Annotated in this window: 9 protein-coding genes; 4 read left to right on the forward strand and 5 right to left on the reverse strand. The window is 56.6% G+C overall.

What is annotated here, in order from left to right:
* Window positions 1–124: 124 nt before the first annotated feature.
* Window positions 125–1,558, reverse strand: coding sequence for an undecaprenyl-phosphate galactose phosphotransferase WbaP (gene wbaP / locus QCD69_RS03950; RefSeq protein ID WP_253460055.1), 1,434 nt, complete (start codon window positions 1,556–1,558; stop codon window positions 125–127).
* A gap of 788 nt (window positions 1,559–2,346) precedes the next feature.
* Here wbaP and QCD69_RS03955 point away from each other — a divergent pair.
* Entirely contained in the window at window positions 2,347–3,918 is a 1,572-nt protein-coding gene (locus QCD69_RS03955; RefSeq protein ID WP_253460052.1) for a TerC family protein, read from the forward strand.
* Between the two features lie 43 nt (window positions 3,919–3,961).
* On the opposite strand, the gene asmA is transcribed toward QCD69_RS03955, so the two are convergent.
* The 3 genes from asmA to udk all read right to left on the reverse strand — a co-directional run bounded on the left by asmA (window position 3,962) and on the right by udk (window position 7,192).
* Window positions 3,962–5,794 (reverse strand): outer membrane assembly protein AsmA, encoded by a 1,833-nt coding sequence (gene asmA, locus QCD69_RS03960; protein ID WP_301251114.1) that lies wholly within the window; start codon window positions 5,792–5,794, stop codon window positions 3,962–3,964.
* A 64-nt stretch (window positions 5,795–5,858) separates the two neighbouring features.
* The gene (gene dcd, locus QCD69_RS03965; RefSeq protein WP_253461273.1) at window positions 5,859–6,452 is read right to left on the reverse strand and encodes a dCTP deaminase; all 594 of its coding nucleotides are present in this window, start codon (window positions 6,450–6,452) and stop codon (window positions 5,859–5,861) included.
* Window positions 6,453–6,550: 98 nt separating this feature from the next.
* Window positions 6,551–7,192: a uridine kinase gene (udk, locus tag QCD69_RS03970; protein WP_125288134.1), complete on the reverse strand. Its 642-nt coding sequence runs from the start codon at window positions 7,190–7,192 to the stop codon at window positions 6,551–6,553.
* Between the two features lie 241 nt (window positions 7,193–7,433).
* Between udk and QCD69_RS03975 the strand changes: the two genes are divergently transcribed.
* From QCD69_RS03975 to yegD, 3 genes are all read left to right on the forward strand, one after another.
* Entirely contained in the window at window positions 7,434–8,063 is a 630-nt protein-coding gene (locus QCD69_RS03975; RefSeq protein WP_253460046.1) for a phosphatase PAP2 family protein, read from the forward strand.
* A gap of 147 nt (window positions 8,064–8,210) precedes the next feature.
* Window positions 8,211–10,868 (forward strand): diguanylate cyclase, encoded by a 2,658-nt coding sequence (locus tag QCD69_RS03980; RefSeq protein WP_301251115.1) that lies wholly within the window; start codon window positions 8,211–8,213, stop codon window positions 10,866–10,868.
* Between the two features lie 120 nt (window positions 10,869–10,988).
* Window positions 10,989–12,341, forward strand: coding sequence for a molecular chaperone (gene yegD, locus QCD69_RS03985; protein ID WP_253460040.1), 1,353 nt, complete (start codon window positions 10,989–10,991; stop codon window positions 12,339–12,341).
* Here the strand turns inward: yegD and QCD69_RS03990 are convergent, their stop codons facing one another.
* Entirely contained in the window at window positions 12,342–13,301 is a 960-nt protein-coding gene (locus QCD69_RS03990) for an aldo/keto reductase (protein ID WP_253460037.1), read from the reverse strand. It lies immediately after the preceding gene.
* Window positions 13,302–13,326: the final 25 nt, after the last annotated feature.

The following is a 13,326-nucleotide window of genomic DNA, read 5'->3' on the forward strand; positions in this document are numbered from 1 at the left end:
CCTTGCCGACTCGCTGTGAACCGACGCTTAACAAAGAAAGTGGTGAGCGCGTAAGTCCATGACGGTTACAGTCAAACTACGCTATAACAGCGACGCGCTCCGAAGAGCGCGTCGAAAGCTCAAATTAATAGGCGCCGTCGCGCTTAAGCACCACCCCGATGGTTTTGAACAGGATGGCGATATCGTTCCACAATGACCAGTTTTTTACGTACCAGGAGTCAAAATAAACGCGGGTTTCATAATCGACATCGTTACGTCCGCTTACCTGCCACAGGCCGGTCATACCAGGCTTAGCCATAAAGTAGTAGTCAACGTCGCCCGCATAGCGCTCCAGCTCGTCTTCAATCACCGGACGCGGGCCGACCAGGCTCATCTCGCCGCGAACCACGTTCCACAGCTGCGGCAGCTCATCAAGGCTGGTTTTACGAATAAAGTGACCGATGCGGGTGATGCGGGGATCGTTCTTCAGCTTAAAGTCTTTATCCCATTCCGCACGCGCTACAGGATCGGTGCGTAGCACTTCTTCCAGTACCTCTTTGGAATTCACCACCATTGAACGGAACTTAAGGCATTTAAATTTGCGTCCGTTGCGCCCTACTCGCTCATGCCCATAAATAGGATTGCCGCCGTCGCGAGCGACCATAAAGATCAGGAAGGCCAGCGCAGGCATCAGCATGGTGATAATACTTAAGGCACCGACAATATCGAAGGTACGCTTAAGGAAACGCGAGGTGCGCTTCGCCAAATTATTGCTGACGCGCAGGATCATAACTTCATGGCTGAAGATATAAGCCATATCAGTACCGTATAGCGGTACGCCACGCAGTGAAGGAATAACGGAAACGGAACGGCAATTATGTTTCGCCAGATTTTTCAGCCAGAGATCACGATACTGACTCTGTTCATATTCTACGGCGACAATAAATTGCGTTTCGCTGTTGACCAGCTGCCAGAGCGAGGTTTCATCGCGAATGACCGGAATGCCGAACAGCGCAGGCGCGGGCGTAGTGCCATCCACATCGTAGAAAGCCACCACGTCAAAGCCCATTACCTCTTCGCTTTGCAGCGCCAGATAGGCTTCTTCCGCATTTTTACCGCTGCCGATAATAATGGACTGCTTTTTCCACAGGCCGTTACGGTTCAGCACACGCTTAACGATGGCGCGGCCGACAGGAATAAGGATCAGCGCCAGCAGCCAGGTAATAATCCACACCCAGCGGGACATTTCCCATTTTGACAATGCCGTAATCGACAGGTCAATAACGGAGAAGATCAGCACGCTGCGGAAGACTTCTTTTAATTCAAACCAGAACGGTTTGCGATAGGTATAGTGGCGCAGGCGAACCCAGAACCAGCCGATACAAATCACAGAGAGAATGATGTGTGTGCTTATTTTTAATTGCAGATCCTGCTCTGACATATTTTCCAACAAACTGTTTGGAAAAGTTTTCATCAGCAGAACAGCAATAAATAAGGAGGCGTTAAAGAAAATAAGATCTGAAAGTGCCAGTGATATTTTTATTAACAGTCCTTTAAATGTAAATTCTATATCGCGCATAGTTAACTCTTATTTTTTCTTCAAAAGCCTGTGATTTAATAATTCCCACCGCTAAGGATTGCGTATCTTATCGACACGCTCTTTATTACACAGGAGACGTATTCAGAAATTGTGTAAAAGCTCATGGTAACTGGCAGTACAATCAGAGAATGACATGTAAAATCAACAACTGCGGTGATTTTATCGCCAAAAGGCGTGGTCTTTTCACCGCTTCGGACACGCTACCGCCCCTGGCTTGTAGCTGCCAATGCGCTGTATTTTGTCCTGAAGTGTTGGTTTTATCCTGCCATCTAAAGGCACTAACTGGCGCGTCTACATAAAGCCGAACATAAAAAAGAACGTTAAGACGCGACCGTGCTAATTGCTACATTAACGCAGCCATTTACTAACACATTGCTATACTAGTTATTACTGGCCTGTTTACAAGAGCCTGCCGCTACCCATGCGCGCTTTTAGGATTAAGACTACCTTCAGCGCCATGCTAAACCATACCTTTCATCTTTATCCTCACGATAAATTCAGATTAGCTTTACTGTCACAGTCAGAATATTCCTGTCTGACTTTACTTCATTGCTTAAGTATCCCTTATTTCAACAGGCAGACCTATGCGAATATTCCTGAAAACCTTTTAATCAGATGCCAAATTTTGCGCGGGCAATTCCAGGAATGAGTGGCGATTTATTCGGCTGTTTATCGACCTTGCGGCGACTTTCAGGGGATTATTTGTTGAATCAGGCGGCGTTCACTATCATCATGGCATTTCCTTAATCTGTATGAGTGAACTTCTGATGTTTGAATGGATCGTCGATCCGTCAATCTGGGCTGGCCTTGTCACCCTGATCGTGCTGGAACTGGTGCTGGGCATTGATAATCTTGTCTTCATCGCTATCCTGGCGGAAAAGCTGCCGCCCGCGCAGCGTGACCGCGCCCGCGTCACGGGCCTGATGCTGGCGCTGATTATGCGTCTGCTGCTGCTGGCCTCTATCTCCTGGCTCTCTTCACTGACCTCTGCCCTCTTCTCGGTTGGCGGACACGCCTTCAGCGCGCGCGATTTGATCATGCTGCTGGGCGGCGTTTTTCTGCTGTTTAAAGCGACAGTGGAGCTGAACGAACGGCTGGAAGGCAAAGATGAGGATGAAAATCCACAAAAGCGTGGGGCTAAATTCTGGCCAGTGGTAGCGCAAATTGTGGTGCTGGACGCCGTTTTTTCCCTGGATTCCGTGATCACGGCCGTAGGGATGGTGGACCATCTGGCCGTGATGATGGCGGCCGTTATTATCGCAATTTGCTTAATGTTGCTGGCCAGCAAGCCGCTCACGCGTTTTGTTAATCAACACCCGACGATCGTTATCCTCTGCCTGAGCTTCCTGCTGATGATTGGTTTCAGCCTGGTGGCGGACGGCTTTGGCTATCATATTCCTAAAGGCTACCTTTACGCCGCTATCGGTTTCTCGGTGATTATCGAAGCGCTGAATCAGCTGGCGCATTTCAACCGTCGCCGCTTCCTCTCTTCCAAAGCGCCCCTGCGTAAACGTACTGCCGAAGCCGTACTGCGCCTGCTGCGCGGCAGCCACGAGCAGGCGGAGCTGGATGCGGAAACCTCTTCGCTGGTTGCCGACAGCAGCAGCCAGGCGATCTTTAACAAGCAGGAGCGCATGATGATTGCGCGCGTGCTTGGCATGGGGCAGCGCACGGTCAGCAGCATTATGACCTCCCGTCAGGATATCGCTTCTGTGGATCTCAGCGAGTCGCCGGCAGAAATTATGGCGATGCTTGACCAGAACCAGCATACGCGGCTGGTGGTCACGGAAAACAGCGAGGATCCGCTCGGCGTGGTGCACGTTATTGACCTGCTGAAGCAGGCGCTGCACGGCGACAGTCTGGATATCCGCGCGCTGATCCGTCAGCCGCTGGTGTTCCCCGAGCAGCTGTCGCTGTTGCCGGCGCTGGAGCAGTTTCGCAATGCGCGCACGCATTTTGCCTTTGTGGTGGATGAGTTTGGGTCGGTAGAGGGCGTGGTCACGCTCAGCGACGTGATGGAAACCATCGCGGGCAACCTGCCTAACGAAGGCGAAGCTATCGATCCCCGCTACGATATCCAGCAAAACGCAGACGGCAGCTGGACGGCCAACGGGCATATGCCGCTGGACGACCTGATTATGTACGTGCCGCTGCCGCTGGATGAAAAAAGGGAGTATCACACGCTGGCGGGACTGCTGATGGAGCATATGCAGCGGGTGCCGCAGGAAGGCGAAGAGATCCAGATTAACGACTGCCTGTTCCGCACGCTTAAAGTAGAAAGCCACCGCGTGCAGAAAGTCCAAATAATCCCTCTGGTGACGGAAGAAGAAGACTGGTAACACCGGCGCTGATAAAGCGATGCTGCTTTATCAGCGCTGCCCATCAAAGGTCGTTAATCAGTTTCTGTACCGAGCTGCTTTTGCCGCTTTGCGGATTTTTCTCCGACCACGCTTTCAGACGCTTCTTCGCTTCATCCTGTAGCTGCTGGCGCAGTACCTGATCGATTTGCAGCGAATAGTTCAGGCCATCCCACGGGCCGTAGATCCTTAACGGCACCGGCGTCTGCTGGAGCCGTCCAATCAGCTCGCTATCGCCCTGCCAGCCCTCGGTGACCGTTACGCCAAAGTTCATATCCGCCTGTTTGTCTGCCATATTCACCGTGCCCTTGCCGCTATAGTTAAGCATGGAGGCGCGTCCGTGCAGGTCGACGAAAGCCAGCAGCCCTTTTTGCAGCGACATCTTACCCGTGATTTGCTGGAAGTCGTTCTCCGGCCCGGCGGCGGCGTGAACGCGGCTGCTGCTACGCTCTACGGCGCGCTGGATCATACGCTGGAAGTTCAGTCCGGAGAGCAGCGCGTTGTTCAGGCTGATTTCGGCACTGCCCTGCCAGGCATGTTTAAAGGCGGGCACGCTCAGGCCCGCGCCGCTGAAGCTGCCGTTCAGCGTCAGATCGCCGCTCAGCGAAGCCGGCAGCTCAAACGCTTTAAGCAGCGGCGCCACGGCGATATTCTGCAAGGAAGGCGTCAGCGCGATCTGCGTCTGTGCATGGCGGAAATCGAGGCTGCCCGGCAGGGAAAACTGCCCGTTGCCCGTTTTGCCGGTCAGCGTCGCCAGCGTTACCAGGCCATTACTGCTGTTGCCCTGTAGCGTCACCCCATCAAACGTCATACCGCGCCAGTTAAGCTTACCTGCCGACAGCGCCAGCTGTCCGTCCATCTGGTTAAACGGCGAGCTGGCGTTATCCTGCGCAGGCTGAGCAATAACAGGCGCAGGGCCGCCGCGCTGAGTCTGGATATTTTGGCCTTCGCTGTTGACCTCGGTTTCCAGCCCTAACAACGGATCCAGATTCAGCACGGAGGCATGCAGATCCAGCGCGATTTGCGGGCGGTCGCCCAGCGTCCCGCTGGCGCTGCCGTTGAGCTGGCTGTCGTTAAGGCTTAGCGCCAGATTTTTCAGGCTGAAAGCATCGCTGTCGCGCCACTCCGCCTGCAGGGTCGCCTGCCCTTTGACGCCTTCACGCGGCAGATCGGCCCCGCTCAGCTGGTAGTCCAGCTGGTTTACCGTTGCTGCAAGATGCTGTGGATAGTGGCTGAGATCCACATCCGCATTCAGATTCACCAACAGCTCACGCTGGTCACGGCTGACGCGGCTGCCAAATTCAATATGGGCATGGCGCTGCGCGTTCTGCGACAGCTGCAGGTTCAGATCGCGAACGTTAAGCTGCTCGCCGCTGTTCTGTTGCCAGATCAGCAGGCTGTCGGCAACCTGCAAATTATCGATATCAAAGGTCCAGCGCTGAGTCAGCGGCGGCGGCGGTGCGGTATCCGCCGGGCCCTGCGGCGCATTGGCCGGACGCTGCGCCGCGCTGTCAGGCGTCAGGCGGATCACCGCCCCTTTCAGCAGAACCTGTTTAACCGCCAGCTGATGAGAAAGCAAAGGAAGGAGCTTGACGTCAAGCCGCATATTGCTGGCGCTGACGAAGGGCTGCTGCGCGCCGGGCGCGGTCAGGGTCATCGGGCCGGAGAGAATGCTGAGCTGCGGCCAGACGTGCCAGCGCAAATCGCCGTTCAGCGCCAGCTGATAGCCGCTGCGCTGTTCGACCTGTCTGGCCATATAGGCGCGAAAATCATTGGGATTGACCAGCAAAACCAGCGCCGTCATGCCGGCCACGATAACCACCAGCAAAATGGCCAACGTGGTGATAAACCTTTTCATGCCTTCCCCTTATAGCTTCCACTTCCTGACGCATGCCGCCGGCTCAGGCCCTGCCCCGCCGCCGCTATACGTCGTCCTGATCTTTATCGATACGGCTGGCGTCCGCGCCCTGTTGCCCTTTGTATTTGGCATCCTGACGGCGGTTATAAGGACGAGCCGCCGGCCCGGAAAGCGGTTCAAAGCTCAGCGCGCCAATCAGCATCCCCGGCCGTAACGCCAGCGGCAGCTTACCAGAATTATAGAACTCCAGCACGATACGTCCCTGCCAGCCCGGATCGATACGGTGGGCGGTAACGTGCACCATCAGTCCCAGCCGGGCCAGCGATGAACGCCCGTCCAGCCAGCCGACCAGGTTATCAGGAAGGGTCACGGATTCAAACGTCACCGCCAGCGCCAGTTCGCCAGGGTGTAAAAAGAACGCTTCGCCTTCCGGCAGCACGATTTCGTCGCTCATCACGCGGTCAAGCGCCGCGCTGACCTCGTCTTTCGGGCCGCTGAGATCGATAAAGGCAGCGGTGTGACCGCGGAAAGTGCGGAACTGATTGCCGAGGCGGACGTCAACGGTAGCGCCGTTAATACGCTCTACCGGCGGACGCGGAGAGATATCAAGCTGGCCGCTGTCGAGCCAGGCTTCTATATCACGGTCGCATAAACGCATGGACAGATACTCCCAAATTAATAACAGGCTGAGCGGCGGGAGCATGAGCGCTCCCTGCGCGGGCTACCCGGCTGGCCCTTTCGGCCGCCGGGACAGGTTTACTCGAAGAACTGATTGATCTTCGCCTTCAGGATATCGATCGCAATGCGGTTTTTACCGCCGCGAGGCACGATAATGTCAGCGTACTGTTTGGAAGGTTCGATAAACTGCAGGAACATCGGACGCACGGTTTTCTGATACTGCGCCATCACGGAGTCCATTGAGCGGCCTCGTTCGTTGACGTCGCGCTTCATGCGGCGCATCAGGCAGATATCCAGCGGCGTATCCACGAAGATCGAAAAGTTCATTTCGGCGCGCAGCCGCGCGTCCGTCAGCAGCAGGATCCCTTCCAGAATAATGACTTTCTTCGGTTTCAGCTCAATAGTCTGCGCGGTACGGGTATGTTCTACATAGCTGTAAACCGGCAGATCGATCGCTTCCCCTGCTTTCAGCATCTGCAAATGTTGCAGCAGCAGGTTGTGATCCATGGCGCTGGGGTGGTCATAGTTTGTTTTAACCCGTTCATCCATGGTCAGATGGCTTTGGTCTTTGTAATAAGCATCCTCAGGGATAACACCAATATTTTCATCGCCGACCCGATCGCGAACTTCACGATAGAGCGTACTGGCGATAAGACTTTTTCCCGAGGCAGATGCGCCGGCGATACCTACGATGACGCACTGATGCGACTTGTCAGTCATAAATTAAAGACCTGATTTGTGTCTGAGACAGATGGAGAGGATGAATTCGCGCGTAATTATAGGGATTTCGGGGTGTTGATGCCAGAAAAAACCGGCGGAAGGCTTTTAAGACTTTCCCGTTATACCTCTGCTGCCCCTCTCGCTAAACTGTTGGCTGTCAGATTCACAATGTCGGCCCGGCCGTTGCAGGCACCCTGTTGCAACAGCGTAGCGGGTTATCACAGCATAATAAGGAAACACCGTGTACTGGCGTACATTGCATTTTTTGACCTATTTTGGCGACAGCATGTTGCTTATCCCTACCGCTATCGTGATGGCCGGGCTGATTAGCTGGAAAAACAGCGATCGGCGCGCGGCCTGGTATTGGGCGCTGGCGTTCTGCACCGCCGGTGCCGTGGTGAGCCTCTCTAAAGTGGCTTTTATGGGCTTTGGCCTTGGCAGCGCGCACCTGAACTTTACCGGCTTCAGCGGCCACACCGCCATGTCGGCAACGCTGTGGCCGGTGATGCTGTGGCTGCTCAGCGGACGCCTGTCGGACAAGGGCCGCCTGTTTGCCGTTGGTATCGGCTACCTGATCCCCATCCTGGTCGGCGTCTCGCGGCTGCTGCTTAGCTACCACTCCACCAGCGAAGTGATTACCGGTCTGATCCTGGGCTTTACCCTGAGCACGGCTTTCCTGGTCAGCCAGCGGCGCGCCAGAGTGCAGGGCTTTTCCACGCTGCAGCTTTGCATTGCGCTCCTGCTGCCTCTGCTGCTGCTGAGCCACGGTCGTCTTGCCACCACGCAACAGTTTTTACAGCGTCTTTCCGTGCAGATTGCCGGCATTGACCATCCCTGGACACGTGACGATTTGCTGAAGCTTCGGCAGTAATTCCCCGTCCACCAGCGGCGCGCGGCGGTCAATCGCCCGAATAAAGCGATCTTTTGAATTAGCGCAGGCATTCAAAAACGAATGTGTTAGCATGCCTTAAGTTACCTGGTTCGAGCTGACCGTTCCCCGTTGCCTCGCTGGATTTTTATGACGACTGATACGTTTTCCCCCGCTGACCGCTCCTCTCTTCCCTGGCTCAGGGGAGCGATGTTTGGCGTGCTTTCCTTTGTCCTGACGCTGTTTTGTCTGGAACTGATTAAAGTCAGCATTCAAATCTCTTCGCTTTGGCTGCCCACCGCCCTGATGACCCTGCTGGTGTTCCACTATCCGCCGCGCAGGCTGCCGGGACTGCTGGGCGGCTGTATGGTCGGCATTATCGCCGCCAACGCGCTGATGGTAGGCACAGCCGTCGTCGTATTGACGTTTCCGCTAATCAATTTACTTCAGGCGCTGCTGGGCGGCGCGCTGTTGCGCAGGCTGCTGGACAGAGAAGCGCCGCTGGATTCGCTGCTCGGCTGGAGCAAGATGGTGGTATCGGTCGGCATCTTTACGCCGCTGCTCGGCGCGCTGCTCGCCTGCTGGTCACTGAACTTTACCGGGCGGGCCAACTTCCACTTTTTTACCACCTGGGCGGTGTCGGAAACTATCGGGATGCTGGCGATCGGCCCGGTTTGCCTGCTATGGCGACCCGAAGAGCTGCGCAAATCCCTTAGCCAGCACGCGCTGGTGGAAACGTTATTGACGCTGATCGTGACGCTGGCGCTGAGCTACTGCGCGTTACGCTATCTGCCGTGGTCTTTTACCTTTGTGATGGTGGTGCTGTTCTACAGCGCCGTACGCCTGCCGCGCCTGTCTGCCTTTATTGTTTTCTTCGCCACGCTGCTGATGATGAGCCTGCTGCTGGCGCTAAACCAGCTGGTGCAATATACCAACGCGGTGACTATCGTGAACAGCGCGCCCTGGCTGCCGTTTTTGCTGGCGATCATTCCCAGCCATATTATGGCGCAGGTGATGCACTCGTTCCGGGAGGAAAAAAAGCATATCTCCCAGAGCGAGGCCAGATTCCGTCATGCCATGGAGTATTCAGTGATCGGCATGGCGCTGGTGTCGCCGGAAGGCCGCTTTCTACAGGTGAATCAATCGCTTTGTCGGCTGCTGGGCTACGCCCAAACCGAGCTGGTCACGATGACCTTTCAGATGCTGACGCACCCTGATGACCTGGCGGTTGATGAAAGCAAGTTTCACGAGCTGCTGGCAGGCGAGATCGAAACCTACAGTCATGAAAAACGCTATCTGCGTAAAGACGGGGGGATTGTTTGGGCGCTGCTGGCAACCTCGCTGGTGCGCGACAGCGAGCAGCGGCCGCTCTACTTTATTTCTCAAATTGAAGATATTTCCGACCTGAAGCAGACCGAAGCCGCCAACCGTCGCCTGATGCAACGTATTACGCTGGCTAATGAGGCGGGCGGCATCGGCGTCTGGGATCTGAGCCTGAAGACCGGCAAAATGAACTGGGACAAGCGCATGTTTCAGCTCTATGGGTTGAAGGAAGAAGGCCAGGCGACCTATCTGACGTGGGTTAACAGCCTGCTGCCTGCCGATCGTCAAATGGCCATCGACGCTTTTGATAAGGGCATCAAAGAATCCCTGCCGGTAGATATCGTGTTCCGTATCGCTACGGATGACGGCATCCGCTTTATTCACAGCCAGTCGACGCTGGTTTTTGGCGACGACGGCAACGTTGAAAGAATGCTTGGCATCAATCAGGACGTGACAGCGATGCGTCAGCTGACCGACGCGCTCTACCAGGAAAAAGAGCGAATGCACATTACGCTGGACGCCATCGGCGAGGCGGTGATCAGCACGGATGAAGAGATGCGGGTGACGTTTATGAACCCGGTAGCGGAAGTGATGAGCGGCTGGACGCAGGAAGAGGCGGCAGGAAAACGGCTCAGCGATCTGCTGCGCATCACTCACGGCAGCGACGGCCCGGAAATGGAAAACCTGCTGTTATGCGGGCTGCCGCACAGCAAATCGGTGCCGGAACTGGCCGAAGAGCTGGTGCTGCATACTCGTTCCGGCGACTGTTTTGATATTCACTACAGCATTACGCCGCTGAAAACGCTGGAAGGCGGCTATATCGGCAGCGTGATGGTGATCCAGGACGTCAGCGAATCGCGGGAGATGATGCGGCGGCTGAGCTACGGCGCCTCGCACGATATGCTGACCCGCCTGCCTAACCGCGTCAGCTTCGAGCAGCGTCTGAAACAGCTGCTGCACAGCGCCAGCCAGCAGCAGCGTCAGCACGCGCTGATCTTTATCGATCTCGATCGCTTTAAGGCGGTCAACGACAGCGCCGGTCATGCCGCCGGCGATGCGCTGCTGCGGGAGATATCGGGCCAGATGAAACAGCATTTGCGCAGCGGCGATTTTCTGGCGCGCCTGGGCGGCGATGAGTTTGGCGTGCTGCTGCCGGACTGCGCGCTTGGTGAGGCTCGCGATATCGCAGAGTGCCTGGTGGTGGCGGTAAATCATTATCCTTTTCTGTGGGAAGGCCAGCTGCACCGCATTGGCGCCAGCGCGGGCATCACCCAGCTCAGCAAGGACAACGCTCACGCCAGCGACGTGATGGCTCAGGCCGATCTGGCCTGCTACAACGCCAAGCACAACGGTCGCGGCCAGTTTTCCATTTATGAAGCAAAGCTGATAGATACGCTTAAACCCGTGCTGTCACAGCGCGAAAACGAACAAATTTTACCGCAGCAGCTCTCTTCTCAAGGCAATAACAGCAGCCCGCTGCGGTAGCCTTTGCTCGCCCTGGCACACAACCAGCGCCGCGCGCGTCAATTAAAGCTTACCCGGCGCTTGCTCTCCTGCCGCCCCTGGGCTAAAGTCGCCCCCTTTTTTTATTAGCGGAGGGAAGGAATGTTTATCGGCTTTGATTACGGGACGGCAAACTGCTCGGTCGCCATCATGAAAGAGGGCGTGCCCGCGCTGCTGCCGCTGGAAAACGGTTCCAGCCTGCTACCCTCAATGCTCTGCGCGCCGACGCGCGATACGGTCAGCGAATGGCTGTTTCGCCATCACCAGGTGCCAACGCCCGAAGCCGAAAATCAGGCGATTTTACGGCGCGCCATCGCGTTCAACCGCGAAGAAGATATCGAAGTCACGCCCGCCAGCGTGCAGTTCGGTCTGGCTTCGCTGGCGCAGTATATGGCCGAGCCGGAAGATACCTGGTTCGTTAAATCGCCAAAATCCTTCCTGGGCGCGAGCGGCCTGAAGCCGCAGCAGGTCGCCTTCTTTGAAGATCTGGTGTGCGCGATGATGCTGCATATCCGCCAGCAGGCCGAAGCGCAGACGCAGGAAAGCATTACCCAGGCGGTGATTGGCCGTCCGGTCAACTTCCAGGGGCTGGGCGGCGAAGAAGCCAACCGCCAGGCGCAGGGCATCCTGGCGCGCGCCGCCAGCCGCGCCGGGTTTAAAGAAGTTGAGTTCCAGTTCGAGCCGGTCGCGGCCGGTCTGGAATTTGAAGCGACGCTGAAAAAAGAGACGCGCGTGCTGATTGTGGATATCGGCGGCGGTACCACCGACTGCTCCGTGCTGCTGATGGGCCCGCAATGGCACGACAGGGCCGAGCGACAGGAGAGCCTGCTGGGCCACAGCGGCTGCCGCGTCGGCGGTAACGACCTGGACATCATGCTGGCCTTTAAAGAGCTGATGCCGCTGCTGGGCAGCGGCGGCCAGACGCACAAAGGCATCGCGCTGCCTGCGCTGCCGTGGTGGAACGCTATCGCTATCAACGACGTGCCTGCGCAAAGCGACTTTTACGCCACGGCCAGCCGCAAACAGCTTCAGGATTTGATCCGCGACGCCCGCGAGCCGGAAAAAGTGCAGCGCCTGCTGAAAGTCTGGCAGCAGCGGCTGGGCTATCGCCTGGTGCGCGCGGCGGAAGAGAGCAAAATCGCCCTTTCCGATCGGCCTTCGGCCACCTCGACGCTGGATTTTATAGAGCAGTCGCTGGCGACCGATATCAGCGTGGACGCGCTGAAAAGCGCTATCGCCCAGCCGCTGGAGCGCATTCAGGAACAGGTAAAGCTGGCGCTGGACGGCAGCGGCACCCGACCGGACGTGATCTATCTGACGGGCGGCAGCGCCCGCTCGCCGGTGCTGCGCGAGGCGCTGCAAAAGCAGCTGCCGGACATCCCGCTCGCCAGCGGCGATGACTTCGGTTCCGTCACCGCCGGTCTGGCGCGCTGGGCGCAGGTGCTGTTTCGCTAATTAATAGCGGCTCGCTTCGGTAAGCTTGCGGATCGCTTCCTCGCTAAGCTGAAGACTGGCAGCCTTGCTCAGCTCTTCCAGCTGAGGAAGCGAGGTCACACTGACAATCGGCGCGGTGATGCCCGGACGGGCAATCTGCCACGCCAGCGCAACCTGCGTTGGCGTGGCCTGGCTCTCTTCCGCCACCTCGTCTAACGCTTTCAGGATGCGCAGGCCACGATCGTTCAGGTACTTCTCGACCACGCCTTCGCCGCGCTTGCTTTTGTTCGCGTCGGCCTTGCTGCGATATTTGCCGCTTAAAAAGCCGCTGGCCAGCGAATAGTAGTTGATGACGCCCAGACCATGTTCACGTGCTACCTGCTCCAGGCCGCTTTCGTAACCCTGGCGGTCATAAAGATTGTATTCCGGCTGTAGCGTTTCATAGCGGGCCAGGCCCTGCTGTTTGCTGATATTCAGCGCTTCCTGCAGCCTTTCCGCACTGTAGTTAGAGGCGCCGATGGCCCGCACCTTGCCTTCTTTAATCAGCGAGTCGAAGGTCGCCAGCGTCTCCTGCAAAGGGGTGTCGCTATCGTCGCGGTGCGCCTGATAGAGATCGATATAGTCGGTTTGCAAACGTTTTAGCGAGGCCTCTACCGCCTGGCGAATATAGGCGGGCGACAGGCCGGTTTTGCCTTCGCCCATCTCCATGCCGACCTTGGTGGCCAGCACGATTTGATTGCGCTTGCCGGTTTTCTTCAGCCAGTCGCCGATGATGGTTTCTGATTCGCCGCCCTCGTTGCCCGGCGCCCAGCGCGAATAGCAGTCGGCGGTATCAATAAAGAAGAGGCCTTTTTCCACCAGCGCGTCCAGCAGAGAAAAAGAAGTTTGCCGATCGACCGTCCAGCCGAAAACGTTGCCGCCAAAAGTCAGCGTGGGAACCTGAATACCGGTACGGCCCAGCTCGCGATGCGTTTGGATCATCTTTATACTCCTGTATTGGAAGGGT

This window comes from Erwinia sp. PsM31, assembly GCF_030433775.1.
GTDB lineage: Bacteria > Pseudomonadota > Gammaproteobacteria > Enterobacterales > Enterobacteriaceae > Erwinia > Erwinia aeris.

Excerpts from the sequence above, each read along its gene's own strand:
- asmA (WP_301251114.1), bottom strand. The coding sequence starts at position 5,794 with ATGAAAAGGTTTATCACCACGTTGGCCATTTTGCTGGTGGTTATCGTG.
- QCD69_RS03955 (WP_253460052.1), top strand. The coding sequence starts at position 2,347 with ATGTTTGAATGGATCGTCGATCCGTCAATCTGGGCTGGCCTTGTCACC.
- yegD (WP_253460040.1), top strand. The coding sequence starts at position 10,989 with ATGTTTATCGGCTTTGATTACGGGACGGCAAACTGCTCGGTCGCCATC.
- QCD69_RS03990 (WP_253460037.1), bottom strand. The coding sequence starts at position 13,301 with ATGATCCAAACGCATCGCGAGCTGGGCCGTACCGGTATTCAGGTTCCC.
- udk (WP_125288134.1), bottom strand. The coding sequence starts at position 7,192 with ATGACTGACAAGTCGCATCAGTGCGTCATCGTAGGTATCGCCGGCGCA.
- wbaP (WP_253460055.1), bottom strand. The coding sequence starts at position 1,558 with ATGCGCGATATAGAATTTACATTTAAAGGACTGTTAATAAAAATATCA.
- dcd (WP_253461273.1), bottom strand. The coding sequence starts at position 6,452 with ATGCGTTTATGCGACCGTGATATAGAAGCCTGGCTCGACAGCGGCCAG.
- QCD69_RS03980 (WP_301251115.1), top strand. The coding sequence starts at position 8,211 with ATGACGACTGATACGTTTTCCCCCGCTGACCGCTCCTCTCTTCCCTGG.